Raw genomic sequence first — 16,302 nt, forward strand, 5'->3', positions numbered from 1 at the left:
GCGCCGGGCCGCGCACCCGCTGCGGATAATATTCGAGCTATGAACTCCGCCGCCGCCCCAGAGGCCATGCGTCCCGCCTCGGAACTGGAATCCGGAAGCCAGGTCTCCCACAAGGGCCGCATCCTCGCCTGGGCTGCCTGGGACTGGGGCTCGGCCGCTTTCAACGCGGTCATGACCACCTTCGTCTTCACCGTCTACCTGACCTCGAATGCCTTCGGCGGCGAGGACCAGGCGTCCGCCGTCCTGGGCGGCGCACTCGCCGTCGCCGGCGCCGCGATCGCGCTGCTGGCCCCCGTCACCGGGCAGCGTTCCGATACGGGCGGGCGCCGGAAGCTCTGGCTCGGGGTTAACACCGCCGCCGTCGCGCTCCTGACCGCGCTGTGCTTCTTTGTGTTCCCCCGGCCGGAGTTCCTGCTGCTCGGCGTGACCCTGATTGCGCTGGCGAACGTGTTCTTCGAGTTCGCCGGCGTGAACTACAACGCCATGCTCACCCAGATCTCCACCCCGCAGAACATCGGCAAGGTCAGCGGCTTCGGCTGGGGCATGGGGTACCTCGGCGGCATTGTGGCGCTGCTGGCGGTGCTCCAGCTGTTTGTCCAGCCCAGCTTCGAGTGGTTCGGCGCCTCGACGGCGGACGGCCTGAACATCCGACTGGTCGCAGTGTTCTCCGCGCTGTGGTTCTTCATCTTCGCGCTGCCCGTCATGTTCGCCGTCCCGGAGCTTCCCCGGTCCCGGCAGGGCGCCAGCCTGGGGTTCCTGGCCTCCTACGGCCTGCTGGTGCGGCGGATCAAGGCGATCTACCGGACCAGCCCGCACACCATCTACTTCCTGCTGGCCAGCGCCGTGTTCAGGGACGGGCTGGCCGCGGTGTTCACCTTCGGCGGCATCATCGCCGCGGGCACCTTCGGCTTCGAGCTCAAGGAAGTCATCTTCTTCGCGATCTTCGGGAACGTCGTTGCCGCGGTGGGCGCCATCCTGGGCGGCTTACTCGACGACCGGATCGGACCGAAGGCGGTGATCACCGGATCCCTGACCGGGCTGCTGATCGCCGGCACCGCGATCCTGGTCCTCGGCAACGAAACCCATTCCATGTTCGGCATGGAGTGGTCCGGCAGCACCACCTTCTGGATTTTCGGTCTGTTCCTGTGCCTCTTCGTGGGGCCCGCACAGTCCTCCTCGAGGGCCTATCTGGCCCGGCTTGCCCCGCACGGAGAATCCGGCGAGCTGTTCGGCCTCTACGCCACCACCGGCCGGGCCGTCAGCTTCCTCGCTCCCGCCCTCTTCACGCTGTGCATCACGGTCGCGGCGCCGCTGGTCGAGCCCGGCCAAGCGCAGCGCTGGGGCATCCTGGGGATCATGGTGGTGCTCCTCGCCGGGCTGCTGCTCCTGCTCCCGGTCAAGGCCCCGGACAAGACGGAAATCGCCGTCGTCCCCGCCGCCTGACGCTGCGCGAAAAGCCATACGGCGCATTAGGCTGGAGGCATGAACGTGGATGAAACAGACCTCCCGGGACTGGGCCGGCGCAAGGACTTCATGACCGCCTCCGGGCGGCGGATCGGCGTCGTGGAATACCGCGAGGGCCAAACCGAACTGATCGTCTCCACCTGGGATGATCCGGACACCTGCCAGGCGTCCATCCCGCTGACCGCCGACGAGGCCGCCGCGCTGGGCAACTTGCTGGGCGGCCAGCGCCTGGCCATGCAGCTTTCGGAAGCCCACCGCGAGGTCCCGGGGATCGTCACCCGGCAGTTCTCCATCGCCGCCGGCTCCCCGTTCCACAACCAGCCGATGGGCAAGGCCGCCATCCGGACCCGCAGCGGCGTCTCGATCGTCGCGATCATGCGCGAGGGCGAGGTGGTCCCGTCACCGGGACCCGACGTCGTCCTGCACCCGGGCGACCTCCTGGTCGCTGTCGGAACGCAAGAAGGCCTCGACACGGCGGCCGGCATCCTCCGCAACGGCTGACGGCATGGATCCGCTCGCATTGACCCTGATTGAACTCGGGGCCGTCGTCTTTTGCCTCGGCATTCTGGCGAGGCTGGCCGGGCGGATCGGTATGTCCCCTATCCCGCTGTACCTCCTCGGCGGCCTGTTCTTCGGGGCCGGCGGTGTTGTGAAACTCGACGGTATGCACGAGTTCGCACATCTCTCGAGCGAGATCGGCGTCATCCTCCTCCTGCTTATGCTCGGATTGGAATACACGGCCGCCGAACTGGTCACAGGGCTGCGCCGCTCCTGGCAGGCCGGCGTCCTGGACCTGGTCCTGAACTTCGTGCCCGGCGCCCTCCTCGCGATTCTGCTGGGCTGGGGCGTCGTCGGAGCGATGGTGATGGGCGGCGTCACCTACATTTCATCGTCGGGGATCGCAGCCAAGGTGATCACGGACCTGGGCCGGATCGGCAACCGCGAAACTCCGGTGGTGCTCTCGATCCTGGTGTTCGAGGATCTCGCCATGGCCATCTACCTGCCGGTCCTGACGGCCACCCTGGCCGGGGTCAGCTTCGCCGTGGGACTGCAGACAGTCGGGATCTCACTTGCCGTCGTCACTGTGGTCCTGCTGGTGGCTTTGCGGCACGGCCACCACGTGTCCAAGGCCGTGCACAGCGAAAATTCCGAGGTTTTCCTACTCAACCTGCTGGGGGCCGCACTGCTCGTGGCCGGCCTCGCCGCAGCCATGCAGGTGTCCGCGGCGGTGGGCGCCTTTATGCTCGGAATTGCGATTTCAGGTGCCACCGCGCACAACGCCACCAGGATCTTGGAGCCCTTGCGGGATCTCTTCGCGGCCATCTTTTTTGTGGTCTTCGGCCTTAATACGGACCCCTCCACCATCCCGCCAGTGCTCGGCTGGGCGCTTCTTTTGGCCGCCGTCACAGCGGCCACCAAGATGCTCACCGGGATCTGGGCGGCGAAGCGCGCCGGGATCGGCCTGCCGGGCCGCTTCCGCGCCGGCGCCGCACTGATCGCCCGCGGGGAGTTCTCGATCGTGATCGCCGGACTCGCCGTGGCCTCCGGCGTGGTGCCCGCAGAGCTCGCGGCCCTGGCCACCGCCTACGTGCTGATTATGGCAGTGACAGGCCCGCTCGCCGCCCGCTACGTGGAGCCGATGGTGGCGATGCTGCGCCGCCCGGCGACGCCCCCCGCGGTACAGACGGCCGACGGGATCTGACCGCACAGCCGGTCTGCGCCCACCCGCGGGAGGTGGGTCTAGACGTCCGTGCGGTGGAAGTTCAGGTGGCTGCGGCTGGCTGTCGGGCCCCGCTGGCCCTGGTAGCGGTTGCCGTACTCGCCGGAGCCGTACGGGTGCTCAGCGGCCGAGGTGAGCCGGAAGAAGCAGAACTGGCCGATCTTCATGCCCGGCCACAGCTTGATCGGCAGCGTCGCCATGTTGGACAGCTCCAGCGTCACGTGGCCGGAGAATCCCGGATCGATGAATCCGGCGGTCGAGTGGGTGAGCAGGCCAAGCCGGCCCAGCGAGGACTTGCCCTCGAGCCGGGCGGCGATGTCGTCGGGGAGGGTCACCGTCTCGTAGGTGGAGCCCAGCACGAATTCTCCGGGGTGAAGGATGAAGGGTTCGCCGGCCTCGACCTCCACCAGGCGGGTCAGCTCGGGCTGTTCCTCGGCCGGATCGATGTGGGCGTATTTGTGGTTGTCGAAGAGCCGGAAGAATTTGTCGATCCGGACGTCCACCGACGATGGCTGAACCATGGCGGGGTCGAACGGCTCCAGAACGATCCGTTGGGAGTCAATTTCGGCACGAATGTCGCGGTCTGAGATCAGCACAGACTCAAAATTACCGTACTCGCCGCCAACAGATGTGCGCGGGCTGGTATTACAGCACCGCTGTTACGGCGCCGACTGTTTTTCCAGCACTGATTTGAGCTGCTCCAGCTGGCAGACCTCAGCCTTCATCCGCCGGCGGAAGGGGGACTTCAGCCGGGCCAGGATCCCCCGGGGCTCGCACTCGAGGGCAAAGCGGACGCGGGTGCTGCCGCCTTCGGTGCTCAGGTAGTAGCCGCCGTGCATCCGTTCCGGCCCGGCAAGCGCCCTGTACTGGATCTCCGCGCCGGGGCGCGCCTCAGTGATCTCAAAATCCCCGCTGATAGTGCGCCCGCCGGGGCCGGCGATGGTCTGCCGGTAGACGGCCCCTTTCGTCCCGGCGGCGCCGGATTCCAGCTCAATGCTGCGGACGCCGGTCCGCCAGCTGGGCAGGTTGCGGGCGTCCAGCAGGAAGTCATACACGCTCATGGCATCCCGCTGGATGACGACGTCGTACTCTGCGATTGCCACGGAAATCCTTGCTCGGCGGACAGCTGATGGGCGTAGCCCGCTTCCCCGGAACTGCAGCTAACTCCTTCAGGATAGACAGCAAGGCCCGCCCCGCGCGGCTGCGGGGGCGGGCCTTTATCGAAGAGTTATGGGGCTCCGGACTGTGCACCGGCTGTGTGCTGCTCCGTGACTGCTTCGCAGTGGATAATTCAGCAGCTACTTTTCGGTCAGCTTCGGCACCGAGAACACCACGATGGCGCCGACCACGGCGAAGGCCGCGAACATGTAGAAGTTGAGCTGCCAGCCGAACGCCATCCCGGCGATCAGCCCGCCGATCAGCGGCCCGCAGATGGCGCCGATGCGTCCGATGCCCAGGGACCAGCTGAGGGCCGTGGCGCTCAGGGACTGCGGGTAGTGGGTGGCGCAGTAGCCGCCCACCAGGATCTGCGTTCCCACGGAGCCGAGGCCTGCGAAGGCGACGATCACGAGCAGCATCGCCAGCGGCAACTGGAGGCTCAGCATGAGGATGGCCACGAAGGCGAGGAGGAACGACGCCGTCACCACCTTGCGGATGCCGATCTTGTCCGCCAGCACGGAGGCGCTGATGGAGCCGACGATCGCGCCGGCGTTGAGGACCAGGAGGAAGGTGAGTGCATCCCCGAGCTGGAAGCCGGCCTGGCGCATGATCTGCGGCAGCCACGTGTTCAGCCCGTAGACCAGCAGGAGACCGCAGAAGTTGGCGAGGGCAAAGAGGACCGTGGAGCGGATCCACTTGCGGGTGAAGAGGGTCTTCATGGCTGATTTGGGCGCCTCGACGCCGGTCTTGACGTCCTCGGCGGTGACGATGTCCGAGTAGACCAGGCCATAGCGGTCCGCGGTGGCCTTGGCTTCTTCAATGCGCTGCTTGCGGGCAAGGTAGGCCACCGATTCGGGGAGGAGCTTCCAGGCGATGGGGAGCAGGGTGACCAGGGGCAGGGCGCCGATGGCGTACATCCAGCGGAAGTCGATGTGCTGCAGGAGGTTGATGGCGAGGAGAGAGGCGCCCACGCCGCCCACCGAGTACCCGCTGAACATGACGGCGTTGGCGATCTGGCGGCGCTCCTTGCGGGCGTATTCGACCGTCAGCGCAATGCAGGTCGGCACGATACCGCCCAGGCCCAGGCCGGTCAGGAACCGCAGGAAGCCGAAGACCTCGGCGGACGGCGCGAAGGCCGTGAGCAGCATGAACGTGGAGAACCACGCGATGCAGGCCAGCATGATGCGGCGGCGGCCCAGCTTGTCGGTCAGGATGCCGACGGAGAGCGTGCCGACCAGCATCCCGACCAGGGCCAGGCTGCCGATCAGGCCTGCCTGTGCGGGGGTGACTCCCCATTCCTGGAACTTCAGGATCGTGGGGACGGTGGAACCGTAGACCACCAGGTCATAGCCATCAAAGACGATGGCCACGAAGCACAGGATGAGGACCGCGTGGCCCTTCCAGCGAGGTGTGGCCTCGTTGCGCAACTCAGTCGACATTGACTGCGTCATGGATGTACCTCTCGTTGAGATTTCTTTGGGGATTTGTGCGGTAGCTCACATGCTGTGCCCACTGTGTCACGCTTTGATTCCGACAGTAAACAAATCAGCATATATCGTTTGCGTAACGATCGTCAGTCATTGCGAAGGGCGTCAGTGTCCCTTGAAAGCCTCGGCCAGCCACCAGGCACCGCCGTCGGACGCGATCTTGGCGTCGATGACCAGCGGTCGGGAGGGACGCTCCCGCACCCAGGCACGGACCTCTCCGAGGTCCGCCACGCTCCGGACCGTCACGGCGTCCGCGCCGAAGCCCCGGGCGATCGCGGCGATGTCCGTGTCCGGAAAGGTGACCGTGCTGAGATCGACGGCGGGACCGCCGTCGGGACTCCCGTCGTCGGTGTCGCCCGCGCCGAAGTGGTGGACCTCGGCACCGTAGCCGGCGTCGTTGTAGATGATGCAGACCAGGGGCAGCTCCAGCCGGACGGCGGTCTCCAGTTCGCTGATGCCCATCAGGAACCCGCCGTCCCCGGCGCCGAGTACCGGCAGCCTGTCCGGCCGGGCCAGCGCGGCCCCGATCGCCGTGGAGAGGCCCAGGCCGATCGACTGGAAGGCCTGCGTGAAGCAGAAACCGAACTCGTCGGGGACCCTTAGGTAGGTGCTGGGGTAGCCCATGAAGTTGCCTGAGTCGATCGATACGATCCGGTCCGCGGGCAGGATGGCGTCCAGTTCGCGGCTCAGTACGCGGGGATCGATCCGCCCGCTGCCGGAGAGGTCCGGTGTTTCGACGCCGTTCCAGCGAGAGCGTTCCGCGATGGCCTCCGCGTTCTCCGCGGTGCGGTACTTCCCGGCCGGTTCCGGCTGGAGCGTCCGCAGTTCCGCCAGGACATCCGCCGCGGTCAGCGCTGCATCACCCACCACGCCCAGGTCGACGGGCCGGTTGGCGCCGAGCGCGGAGTCCTCGACGTCGACCTGCACCACTGCGGTCCCGTCCGAGATCAGGTGGCCGTGCCGCATGGTCCACATGTTCAGGGCGCAGCCCCAGCCGATAATCAGGTCGGCGCCCTGGATCAGCCCGGCGCTGAGCGGTGAGGAGAATCCGCCGGAGATCCCGAGGTTGAAGTCCTCGCCCTGGAAGAGCCCGTTCGCCACCGCGGACGTGGCCACGAGCGCGCCCCCGTGGGCGGCCAGGCCGAGCAGTTCCTCCCGCGCATTCCGTGCCCCGCGCCCCGCCACAAACACCGGGCGCTCGGCGGCGTTGATCAGGTGCGCCAGGCGCCGGACGCTGGCGGCGGCGGGTCGGACCGGCTGGGCGTCGGCAACCGCAGCCGGGTGCGCATCCCGGTGCACAGCGGGGGCCGGGGCGGACTGGACGTCGAGGGGCAGGTTGAGCACCACGGTGCGGCGTTCGTTCCGTGCCGTGCGGAAGGCCCGGAGGGTGTCCGCGACGGCGGTTGCCGGGGAATGGATCCGCTCGCTCACGGCCCCGACGCTGCGGGCGAGCGCGTCCTGGTCGATCTTGAAGTTGGACCGTACCGCGGAGGACTGGGTGTCGGCCGTCAGCACGATCAGCGGCGTCCGGCTCTTGGCGGCTTCCCCGATCCCGGTGATCGCGTTGCTCAGCCCGCAGCCCTGATGGGTGCTGACCACGCCCACCCGCCCGGACATCCGGGAGTACGCGTCGGCCATGGTGGCCGCGCCGCCCTCGTGCCGGGCGGCGGTGAAGGGCACTCCGGCCAGTCGCAGGGCGTTGGTCACCTCGAAGTTGCCGCTGCCGACGACGCCGAAGACGTGCCCGACGCCGAGCCCGGCCAGGGTCCGGCCCACGAGCTGCGCGACGGTCGCCGGCACAGTCTCCTGCGGGGCATCGACGGCCTGCGCCAGCGCGTCCGGGGAACTTTGTGAAACTACTAGCATGGACTTACCTCCCACTTAGTAATGCACTCGTATTGCTCTTCTAACTCCCCGGCGGCGTCCATGAACCCCACCCAGTCCCTCCCCTGCACTGCCACGACGGCAACCCTGGTTCGGACCATTGAATGGGTGGATACGGATGGCGCGGGGCACCAGCACAATTCGGCGGTGCTCCGCTTTGTCGAGGCCTGCGAGGCCAAGTTGTTCCGGGACCTGGATCTGCCGGAGTACTTTCCGTCGGCGCCGCGGGTTCGCCACGAGCTCAACTACCGGGCGAAGTTGTACTTCGGCCAGCAGGTCACCACCACCGTAGTGGTGGAGAAAATCGGCCGCACGTCCATGACGTTCAGCTTTGAAGTGTGGGGCGAGGAGTTCCGCGGCGAACCCCGAGTCCTCGCCGCCCACGGAACCTTTGTCACCGCCCATGTGGCCCGGGGCGGCACGGCGGCCACCCCGTGGCCGGCGGACCTGGCGGCCAAAGTCACCGCCCGCGCGGCGCACAGCCAGGACTAGCCCGCCCGGCCGATGCCCGGCACCGCGCCCTTGCGGTGCCGGGCAGCAGCCGCGCCGGGCAGCGATTCCGTACGGGCCCTAGACCGACGCCGGCACCTTCGCGGGCGTCCAGCGCAGATGCGTGGGCAGGTCGGCGATCTCCGGCTCCCGCACGAGCGCCAGCCGGGGCCGGACCGCGTCGGTGCGGGCCGACGGCGGCTTCCGGCTGCCGGCGCGGAACTGCTCCGGCCAGTCGGCGCCGGGCCCGCGGTAGTCCTGCTCGATCGCCGCGTGCAGGGTCCACTGCGGATCAAACAGGTGCGTGCGGCCGAGGGCGCAGAGGTCCGCCCGGCCTGCCAGCAGGATCGAGTTGACGTCGTCGTACGAAGACACTGCCCCGACGGCGATCACCGCCACGCCTGCCTTGTGGGCCACTTCCTGCCGGATGCGGTCGGCGAACGGGGTCTGGTAGCTGCGGCCGTAGGCGGGCTTCTCGTCCTTGACCACCTGGCCGGAGGAGACATCCACGCCGTCGGCGCCGTGCTCCACAAAGGCCCGGGCGATTGCGACGGCGTCACGCTCGTCGTTGCCGCCGGGGGCCCAGTCTGTTGCCGAAAGCCGCACGGTCAGCGGCTTGTCCGCCGGCCAGGCGGCGCGGACGGCGTCGAAAACCTCCAGCGGGTAGCGGAGCCGGTTCGCCAGCGATCCGCCGTATTCGTCGGTGCGCCGGTTGGCCAGCGGCGAGAGGAACGAGGAGAGCAGGTAGCCGTGCGCGCAGTGCAGCTCCAGCAGGTCGAAGCCCGAGGCGGCCGCCCGGACGGTGGCGGCGACGAATTCGTCCCGGACCTTGTCCATTTCGGCCCGGCTGATTTCGCGCGGGGCCGTGCTGCCGGGGCCGTACGGAATGGCCGAGGGGCCCACCGGCTCCCAGCCGCCGTCGGGCAGCGGCTCGTCGATGCCTTCCCACATGAGTTTGGTGGAGCCCTTGCGGCCGGAGTGGCCCAGCTGGACGCCGATGGCCGCCGTCGAACGGCTGTGCACGAAGTCGACGATCTCGCGCCAGCTCTCCTGCTGGGCCTCGTTGTAGAGGCCGCTGCAACCCGGCGTGATGCGGCCGGTCTCGGAGACGCAGACCATCTCGGTCATGACCAGGCCGGCGCCGCCGAGAGCCTTGCTGCCGAGGTGGACGAGGTGGAAGTTGCCCGGGACGCCGTCGGTGGCGGAGTACATGTCCATCGGGGAGACGACGATCCGGTTCTTCAGTTCCAGCCCGCCGATCCGGTACGGCTGGAACATGGCGGGGGCGCTGCCCGAGATGCCCTGGGTGCGGGCGAATTCCTCGTCCACCCGGGCCGCGAACTCGGGATCGCGGAGCTTGAGGTTGTCGTAGGTGATCCGGCGGCTGCGGGTGAGCAGGTTGAAGCAGAACTGCACCGGGTTCTGGTCCTTGTACATGCCGATGTTCTCGAACCATTCCAGCGAGGCCTGGGCGGCGCGCTGGGTGGACTCGACCACCGGCCGGCGCTCCGTCTGGTAGGCTGCCAGGGCCGTTTCGAGCTCGGAGTGCTCGTGCAGGCAGGCCGCCAGGGCGAGGGAGTCCTCCATGGCCAGCTTGGTGCCGGAGCCGATGGAGAAGTGCGCGGTGTGGGCGGCGTCGCCGAGGAGCACGACGTTGCCGTGCCGCCAGGACTCGTTGCGGACGGTGGTGAAGTTGATCCACTTGGAGTTGTTGACCAGGACCTCGTGGCCCTCCAGCTCCTCGGCGAATATGGCTCGGATGGTGTCCACGGCCGCCTCGTCGCTTTCGCCGGGCCGGAAGGCCTGGTGCTCGGTGGCGTCGAAGCCGGCGCTGCGCCAGACGTCCTCGTGCATTTCGACGATGAAGGTGCTGCCCTCGTCTGAGTAGGGGTAGCCGTGGATCTGCATGACGCCGTGCTCGGTGTCCTTGACGAAGAACTTGAACGCCTCGAAGACGAGGTCGGTGCCGAGCCACATGTACTTGGACTTGCGGACGTCCAGGCTGGGCCGGAAGACGTCGGCGTAGCGGGAGCGGACGGCGGAGTTCAGGCCGTCCGCGGCGAGGACCAGGTCGTAGTCCCGGCTGAGTTCCTCGACGTCGGGCGCCAGGGTGCTGAAGCGCAGGTCGACGTCGAGTTCGGCGCAGCGCCGCTGCAGCAGCTCGAGCAGCTCCTTGCGGCTCATGGCGGCGAAGCCCTGGCCGCCGACCGTGTGCTGCGCGTCCTTGAAGTGGATGTCGATGTCGGTCCAGCGGGCGAAGCGCTCGGACATGTACTCGGCGATCACGGTGTCCGCGTTGCCGATGCCGCCGAGGGTTTCGTCGCTGAAGACCACGCCGAAGCCGAAGGTGTCGGACGCGGCGTTGCGTTCCCAGACGGTGACCTCGTGGTTCGGGTCCAGCTGCTTCATGAGGGCGGCGAAGTACAGTCCGCCCGGACCGCCGCCGATGATTGCGATTTTCATGTGGTGCCTCTCAAGCGTTCTGGTGTTCGGGGGTGGCGGTGTCAGCGGCCAGCTGCTCGCGCAGCCGGAAGTGCTGGAGTTTGCCGCTGGGGTTGCGGGGCAGGCCGTGAACGAAGTTCACCTGGCGCGGGTACTTGTACGGGGCGATGGTCTGCTTGACGAAGTCCTGGATTTCCTTGCGTTTGGCGTCATCGGCCTCGACGCCCTCGCGCAGCACGATGAAGGCGCAGACCACGCTGCCGCGGTCCGGGTCGGGCCGGCCGACGACGGCGTTTTCCATCACGTCCGGGTGCTGGTCAATCGCGGCTTCGACCTCCGGTGCGCCGATGTTGTACCCGGAGGACACGATCATGTTGTCGGAGCGGGCCTGGTAGAAGAAGTAGCCGTCGCCGTCGCGGCTGAAGGTGTCGCCCGTGACGTTCCAGCCGTTGACGACGTAGTCCTCCTGGCGGGAATCGTTGAGGTAGCGGCAGCCGGTGGGGCCGATCACGGCGAGGCGTCCGACGGCGTCCGGGCCGAGTTCCCGGCCGTCCTCGTCAAGGATGGTGGCCCGGTAGCCGGGGACGGCCGTGCCGGTGGCGCCGGTACGGATGTCGTCCCCTGCCGCGGAGATGAAGACGTGCAGCATTTCGGTGGCGCCGATGCCGTTGACCAGCTTCAGGCCGGTGCGTTCGTGGACGGCGCGCCAGGTTTCGGCCGGCAGGTGCTCGCCGGCCGAGACGGCGGTTCGGAGGCTGGCGAGCAGCCCCTCGGCGCCTTCCTTGAGGATCGCCTTGTAGGCCGTCGGGGCGGTGAACAGGATGGTGGCTTTCGCCGCGTGCACCGCCTGCGCCAGTTCGAGCGGGGTGGCGCGTTCGGTCAGCAGCGCGGCGGCGCCGAAGCGCAGCGGGAAGACCACCAGGCCGCCGAGCCCGAAGGTGAAGGCCAGCGGCGGGGACCCCGCGAAGACGTCGTCCGATGTCGGCTTCAGGATGTGCCGGGCGAAGGTGTCCGCGTTGGCGAGGATGTCGCGGTGGAAGTGCATGGTGATCTTCGGCGTTCCGGTGGTGCCCGACGTCGGGCCGAGCAGCGCGACGTCGTCTGCCGCCGTCGCGACGTTGGTGAAGTCCCCGCTCTTGGCGGCGCAGCGTGCGGCAAGGTCCGTGCCGGTGCTGCCCCCCATGGCCAGCACCGGCACGTCGTTTCCGGCGGCCTCGGCCAGGTCGTCCAAGAACCGGCTGTCGCAGAGGGCGGCGGCCGGCCGGGTCAGGTCCAGCAGGGTCCGGATCTCGTTTGCGCGCAGCGCCGGCATGATCGTGACGACGACGGCGCCGGCCTTGAGCACGCCGAGCCAGGCGGCGACGAGCCACGGGTTGTTCGGCGAGCGCAGCAGAACGCGGTTTCCGGGGACGATCCCGAAGTCCTCGACCAGGACCTGGGCCACCTGGTTGGCGTGGCGCTGCAGCTCACCGTAGCTCCAGGACCCGCCGTCGGGGGTGAGCAGGGCGGGGCGGTCGGCACCGAAGCTGCGGACGGCGTCGTCGATCAGCGCGGTGGCGGCGTTGAGCTGCTGCTGGTACTGCAGTTCCGGGAGGGTGAACTCCAGGGCGGGCCACTGCTCTGCCGGGGGCAGGTTGTCACGCGCAAAGGTGTCCTGGTGCGCCGAGGGCGTTAGATCCATGGCAAGCCTTTCGTATCGTCATTGATAGGAGTGGGAGCAATCTTCGAGTGCTCCGAAACGGCCGTTTTGACGGGCCAAAAGGGCAGTTACGGAGCAGTCGACTTCCGGATCATGCCTTCCTGGACCACCGTGGCGAGGAGCCTGCCCTGCCGGTCGTAGAAGTGGCCCTGCGCCAGGCCGCGGCTGGCCTGGGCGGAGACGGCTTCCTGGACGTAGAGCAGCCAGTCGTCCACCCGGCCTTCGCGGTGGAACCACATGGCGTGGTCCAGGCTGGCGGTGACCAGGCCCGGGTCGCCCCAGGCGTAGCCGTGCACCCGGAGTACCGGTTCCAGAATGGTGTAGTCGCAGACGTAGGCCAGGGCGGCCCGCTGCAGGTCGGGATCGTCCGGGAGCCGGTCGAAGGCTTTCACCCAGACCGCCTGGTGCGGCACCTGCTCGCCCTCGACGCTGAGGTAGACGGCGCCGGGCACGTGCCGCATGTCGAAGCTGCGGCCGCCGGACCAGTACGCCGCGGCGTCGCCGTCGACGCCGTGGAGCACGTCGGCGGAGGACGGCAGCGACTCCGGATCCGGGATCCCTGCCGGCATGGCACGGGCGAATTCCTCGCCGGATTCCTCCGCGTGGAAGGAGGCCATGGCCACGTAGACAGTCTTGCCGCCCTGGTAGGCGCGGACCTGCCGGGTGGAGTAGCCCCGCCCGTCGCGGAGCCGCTCCACCTCGTAGCGGACCTCGGCGCCGATGTCCGCCGGCCGCATGAAGTAGCTGTGCATCGAGTGCAGCGAGCGGTCATCCCCGACCGAGCGCATCGCCGCGGCCGCGGCCTGGGCCACCATGTCCCCGCCGTAGGCCTTGGGCCACGGCACGTACTGCGTCGTGGCGGTGTAGGCCTCGTCGAGGAAGTCCGGCTCGGCCGGTGTCAGCTCGAGGGCGGACAGGAGGATCTCCGACGTCGGGCTCATACCCGGCGGTACCCGTCGAGCGTGGAGTCGTCGACGTCGTCGAGGTTCACCACGATGTTTTCCGGGGTGCGGGCCGTGAGCCAGACGAGTTCCTCGGTGATGCTCATGTTGGCTTCCACGTGCGGCATGTACGGCGGGACGAAGACCCAGTCGCCCTCGGTCATGTCGATGAATTCCTTGTAGTCCTCGCCGAAGTAGATCCGGCCGTGGCCGCGCAGCACGTAGCCGCCGGTCTCGGCTTCGCCGTGGTGGTGCGGGAAGGAACGGTAGCCGGGTTCGTTGCTGACCTGGCCGTACCAAATCTTTGTAGCAGGGGTGTGCTTCGGGCTGACGCCGGAGATCCGGACGGCTCCGCCGGACTGGCCGGTGTCGCGGTGCTCGGCGCCCTTGCGGGTGACGACGGGAACAACCTGGTCTGTGATCTGTTCTGTCATGGTGATACCTCTCTAGATGCGGGTCGGTATTGGTGGCTTAGAGGCGGACTGTATTGGTGAGCGTGCCGATGCCCTCGACCTCGGTGGTGACGACGTCGCCGTCGTGCAGGAAGCGCGGCGGGGTGGCGCCCATGCCGACGCCGCCGGGGGTGCCGGTGAGGACGACGTCGCCGGGGCTCAGCCGCGTGAAGGTGGAGATGTAGGACAGCAGGGCGGCCGCCGTGAAGACGAGGGTTTTGGTATTGCCGTTCTGGACTTCCTCGCCGTTGACCAGGCAGCGGACCCGGACGCCGGCTTCAGGGTCGCATTCGTCCGGGGTCACGAGTACGGGGCCCAGCGGGGTGGTGCGGTCGAAGGCCTTGCCCTGGAACCACTGCAGGGTGCGGTTCTGCCAGTCGCGCAGGGAGATGTCGTTCGCGACGGTGTAGCCGGCGATCGCGGCGGCGGCTTCCGCCTGCGAGGCATTCCTGAGCGGGGCGCCGACGACGACCGCCAGTTCCGCTTCCCAGTCCACCTTGGCACCGTGGCCGGCGGCGTCGATGGCCTCGCCGTCGCCGATCAGGGTGTCCGCATACTTGGCGAACAGGGTGGGGTATTCCGGCAGTTCCCGGCCCATTTCCGCGATGTGGTCCGCGTAGTTCAGTCCGCAGCAGATGACCTTGGACGGGCGCGGCAGCACGGCGGCGAACCGGGCGCCGTCGGCAGGGATGGACTCGTGCGGGCCGCCGCCGGCTGCTCCCGCGGCGGCAGCGGCAGCGGCAGCGGCAGCCGCCTGCTCCTGCCAGCCGGCAGTCTCCAGCAGCTCATTGAGGTCCCGCGCGGGCAGGAGCACAAAACGGTCTCCCGACTGCACGGCGGCGCGGGTGGCGGGATCACCACTGGCGTCGCTGGCTGCCGTAATGACGGTCGCAAGGCGCATGATTCTTCACTTCCGGTTCGACGGCGGAACCGGCCCCATTGCCGGTTCCGGTGACGTGCAAACAATGCCATCCCCAGGGAGGGTATGTCGACATTTTTACGGTCGTCACATATGCTCAAGTTAACACGAATTCACCGGTTTGGGTAGACCGACAGAAGTGCCGGATCCGCCCATTCGTAGTCAGCTCGAATTCCACAGCACGGATTTTCCAACGCACCGCCGACTCAATGAGGAGCCACCATGAACCACAAGGTCATCAACCCCGCAACCCTGGCCAAGCCCTCCGGCTTCGCCCACGGCATCCTGGCCGGCAACACCGTGTACCTGGGCGGCCAGACGGCCATGGACAGCAACGGCGACATCGTTCCCGGCGGCATCGTGGAACAGTTCCGCCAGTGCTTCTCCAACGTCCTCACCACCCTGGCCGATGCCGGGGGCATGCCCTCGGACCTGGTCAACGTCACCATCTACCTGACCGACGTCGAGGACTACCAGAAGAACGGCCGTGAAATCGGACGGATCTGGCGCGAGATGGCCGGCACGGACTATCCCGCGATGGCCGGCGTCGGCGTCACGCGGCTCTGGCAGGCCGAGGCGCTGATCGAGATTCAGGCCGTCGCCGTCGTGTCGGGCCAGGGCTAAGGACCGAGGGCCAAGGCTGGGGGCTACGCGGAACCGCCCGTGGCCCCCAGCAGCCGCTCGGCATGCTGGCGGGCCGGGCCGTTCAGGAGGCGGTGCAGTTCCGCGAAGATCCGTTCCGCTGTCAGCCCGCGCCAGCCCGGCGGCAGGAACTCCTCCGGCAGGCCCGGATCCAGGTACGGCAGCCGGCGCCACTGGGTGAGCAGCTGGACGTAGTCCGCGAAGGCCGCCCGGTCGGCGTCGGGCCCGGGCTCCGGCGCTCCCGCAGGTTCCCAGCGTTCCAGCACGGGCGCGAAGCGTTCGATGAACTCCGCGTAGAGCGATTCGAGGGCCGGCAGGTCCCACCAGCGCGAGACCTTGTCCTTGACGTCCCCGGCGGTCAGGTGCTCGGCCTTGAAGAACTCCACATATTCCGTCAGCCCGGCCCGCTCGAGCTGGTGGCTGATGTCCTCATAGGTGTTGCCCGGGGCAATCCAAAGCCCCGGGGTCACGGAACCGAAGCCCATCCGGGTCAGCATGCTGCGCAGCTGGTGGCGGAGGTGGCGCTGGGATTCCGGGACGGAGAAGGCGATGAGGAGCCAGCGGTCAGCCGCCGTCGCCCGTCGGGGCGAAAAGATGCGGCGGTCGCCTTCCTGGAAGACATCCTCCAAATTGGGGGCCAGCCGGTAGGCGGCCACCCCGCCCTGCCTGACGCTTTCCAGCACGCCGCGGCGCTTGAGCCGGGAGACGGACGAGCGCACCCCGGAAGACTCGACGCCGAGATCATCCAGCATGGAAATCAGCACCGAGACGGGCAGCGCACCGCCGTTGGCGCGACCATACAGGCCATAGATCGTGACGATCAGCTGCTGGTGCCGCGGGGTCTGCCGGGGAACGGCGGGCGCGGCGTCCGGCGCGGCGTCCGGCTGGGCGTCCAGCGCCGGCGCGGGGTCCACTACCACCGCTGGCCCTTCATCGGGAGAACAGTCATGGATCTAGGCTATAGAGGTCTGCGCCCCTCGGCCGCCGTGACGCTCCGTGAACCAT

General features: G+C 68.2%; 15 protein-coding genes. 5 read left to right on the forward strand and 10 right to left on the reverse strand.

Features of this window, described 5'->3' with window-relative positions; all coding sequences use genetic code 11:
- The first annotated feature begins 39 nt into the window (after positions 1-39).
- Genes AC1DC5_RS17090 through AC1DC5_RS17100 form a run of 3 tightly spaced genes read left to right on the forward strand, consistent with a single transcriptional unit; the run spans position 40 to position 3,166 of the window.
- On the forward strand, positions 40-1,443 hold the full coding sequence (locus tag AC1DC5_RS17090) for an MFS transporter (RefSeq protein WP_476865935.1): 1,404 nt from the start codon (positions 40-42) through the stop codon (positions 1,441-1,443).
- Between the two features lie 39 nt (positions 1,444-1,482).
- Positions 1,483-1,965 carry a cation:proton antiporter regulatory subunit gene (locus AC1DC5_RS17095; protein WP_441406228.1) on the forward strand — a complete coding sequence of 161 codons (483 nt, stop codon included), beginning with the start codon at positions 1,483-1,485 and terminating at the stop codon, positions 1,963-1,965.
- Positions 1,966-1,969: 4 nt separating this feature from the next.
- Complete coding sequence (locus tag AC1DC5_RS17100) at positions 1,970-3,166, forward strand: cation:proton antiporter (protein WP_476865936.1); 1,197 nt, start codon at positions 1,970-1,972, stop codon at positions 3,164-3,166.
- Positions 3,167-3,204: 38 nt separating this feature from the next.
- Here the strand turns inward: AC1DC5_RS17100 and dcd are convergent, their stop codons facing one another.
- The 4 genes from dcd to AC1DC5_RS17120 all read right to left on the reverse strand — a co-directional run bounded on the left by dcd (position 3,205) and on the right by AC1DC5_RS17120 (position 7,695).
- Complete coding sequence (dcd, locus tag AC1DC5_RS17105) at positions 3,205-3,780, reverse strand: dCTP deaminase (RefSeq protein ID WP_224047832.1); 576 nt, start codon at positions 3,778-3,780, stop codon at positions 3,205-3,207.
- 63 nt (positions 3,781-3,843) lie between these two features.
- The gene (locus AC1DC5_RS17110; RefSeq protein WP_476865937.1) at positions 3,844-4,287 is read right to left on the reverse strand and encodes an SRPBCC family protein; all 444 of its coding nucleotides are present in this window, start codon (positions 4,285-4,287) and stop codon (positions 3,844-3,846) included.
- A gap of 195 nt (positions 4,288-4,482) precedes the next feature.
- Positions 4,483-5,793 carry an MFS transporter gene (locus AC1DC5_RS17115; RefSeq protein ID WP_476865938.1) on the reverse strand — a complete coding sequence of 437 codons (1,311 nt, stop codon included), beginning with the start codon at positions 5,791-5,793 and terminating at the stop codon, positions 4,483-4,485.
- A 141-nt stretch (positions 5,794-5,934) separates the two neighbouring features.
- Entirely contained in the window at positions 5,935-7,695 is a 1,761-nt protein-coding gene (locus tag AC1DC5_RS17120; protein ID WP_476865939.1) for a thiamine pyrophosphate-binding protein, read from the reverse strand.
- A gap of 60 nt (positions 7,696-7,755) precedes the next feature.
- On the opposite strand from AC1DC5_RS17120, the gene AC1DC5_RS17125 reads away from it, so the two are divergent.
- A complete protein-coding gene (locus AC1DC5_RS17125) occupies positions 7,756-8,205 on the forward strand; it encodes an acyl-CoA thioesterase (RefSeq protein WP_476865940.1) in 450 nt (149 codons plus the stop codon).
- Between the two features lie 78 nt (positions 8,206-8,283).
- Here the strand turns inward: AC1DC5_RS17125 and AC1DC5_RS17130 are convergent, their stop codons facing one another.
- The 5 genes from AC1DC5_RS17130 to AC1DC5_RS17150 all read right to left on the reverse strand — a co-directional run bounded on the left by AC1DC5_RS17130 (position 8,284) and on the right by AC1DC5_RS17150 (position 14,637).
- Entirely contained in the window at positions 8,284-10,665 is a 2,382-nt protein-coding gene (locus AC1DC5_RS17130; protein WP_476865941.1) for a bifunctional salicylyl-CoA 5-hydroxylase/oxidoreductase, read from the reverse strand.
- Between the two features lie 10 nt (positions 10,666-10,675).
- Complete coding sequence (locus AC1DC5_RS17135; RefSeq protein WP_476865942.1) at positions 10,676-12,325, reverse strand: AMP-binding protein; 1,650 nt, start codon at positions 12,323-12,325, stop codon at positions 10,676-10,678.
- Positions 12,326-12,411: 86 nt separating this feature from the next.
- On the reverse strand, positions 12,412-13,284 hold the full coding sequence (locus AC1DC5_RS17140; protein ID WP_476865943.1) for an acyl-CoA thioesterase: 873 nt from the start codon (positions 13,282-13,284) through the stop codon (positions 12,412-12,414).
- Positions 13,281-13,718, reverse strand: coding sequence for a cupin domain-containing protein (locus AC1DC5_RS17145; protein ID WP_476865944.1), 438 nt, complete (start codon positions 13,716-13,718; stop codon positions 13,281-13,283). Before AC1DC5_RS17145 ends, AC1DC5_RS17140 begins: the two co-directional genes overlap by 4 nt.
- Positions 13,719-13,755: 37 nt before the next feature.
- Complete coding sequence (locus tag AC1DC5_RS17150; RefSeq protein WP_476865945.1) at positions 13,756-14,637, reverse strand: fumarylacetoacetate hydrolase family protein; 882 nt, start codon at positions 14,635-14,637, stop codon at positions 13,756-13,758.
- 240 nt (positions 14,638-14,877) lie between these two features.
- Here AC1DC5_RS17150 and AC1DC5_RS17155 point away from each other — a divergent pair, with 240 nt between their 5' ends.
- Positions 14,878-15,279, forward strand: coding sequence for a RidA family protein (locus AC1DC5_RS17155; protein WP_476865946.1), 402 nt, complete (start codon positions 14,878-14,880; stop codon positions 15,277-15,279).
- 23 nt (positions 15,280-15,302) lie between these two features.
- On the opposite strand, the gene AC1DC5_RS17160 is transcribed toward AC1DC5_RS17155, so the two are convergent.
- The gene (locus AC1DC5_RS17160) at positions 15,303-16,211 is read right to left on the reverse strand and encodes a PaaX family transcriptional regulator (RefSeq protein ID WP_441406240.1); all 909 of its coding nucleotides are present in this window, start codon (positions 16,209-16,211) and stop codon (positions 15,303-15,305) included.
- Positions 16,212-16,302 lie beyond the last annotated feature (91 nt).

The sequence above is a fragment of the Arthrobacter sp. 10L424 genome (assembly GCF_056395325.1).

Bases quoted from the DNA above. Each gene is read 5' to 3' on its own strand.
- AC1DC5_RS17090 (WP_476865935.1), top strand. From the start codon at position 40: ATGAACTCCGCCGCCGCCCCAGAGGCCATGCGTCCCGCCTCGGAACTG.
- AC1DC5_RS17095 (WP_441406228.1), top strand. From the start codon at position 1,483: ATGAACGTGGATGAAACAGACCTCCCGGGACTGGGCCGGCGCAAGGAC.
- AC1DC5_RS17100 (WP_476865936.1), top strand. From the start codon at position 1,970: ATGGATCCGCTCGCATTGACCCTGATTGAACTCGGGGCCGTCGTCTTT.
- AC1DC5_RS17115 (WP_476865938.1), bottom strand. From the start codon at position 5,793: ATGACGCAGTCAATGTCGACTGAGTTGCGCAACGAGGCCACACCTCGC.
- AC1DC5_RS17120 (WP_476865939.1), bottom strand. From the start codon at position 7,695: ATGCTAGTAGTTTCACAAAGTTCCCCGGACGCGCTGGCGCAGGCCGTC.
- AC1DC5_RS17125 (WP_476865940.1), top strand. From the start codon at position 7,756: ATGAACCCCACCCAGTCCCTCCCCTGCACTGCCACGACGGCAACCCTG.
- AC1DC5_RS17130 (WP_476865941.1), bottom strand. From the start codon at position 10,665: ATGAAAATCGCAATCATCGGCGGCGGTCCGGGCGGACTGTACTTCGCC.
- AC1DC5_RS17135 (WP_476865942.1), bottom strand. From the start codon at position 12,325: ATGGATCTAACGCCCTCGGCGCACCAGGACACCTTTGCGCGTGACAAC.
- AC1DC5_RS17140 (WP_476865943.1), bottom strand. From the start codon at position 13,284: ATGAGCCCGACGTCGGAGATCCTCCTGTCCGCCCTCGAGCTGACACCG.
- AC1DC5_RS17145 (WP_476865944.1), bottom strand. From the start codon at position 13,718: ATGACAGAACAGATCACAGACCAGGTTGTTCCCGTCGTCACCCGCAAG.
- AC1DC5_RS17150 (WP_476865945.1), bottom strand. From the start codon at position 14,637: ATGCGCCTTGCGACCGTCATTACGGCAGCCAGCGACGCCAGTGGTGAT.
- AC1DC5_RS17155 (WP_476865946.1), top strand. From the start codon at position 14,878: ATGAACCACAAGGTCATCAACCCCGCAACCCTGGCCAAGCCCTCCGGC.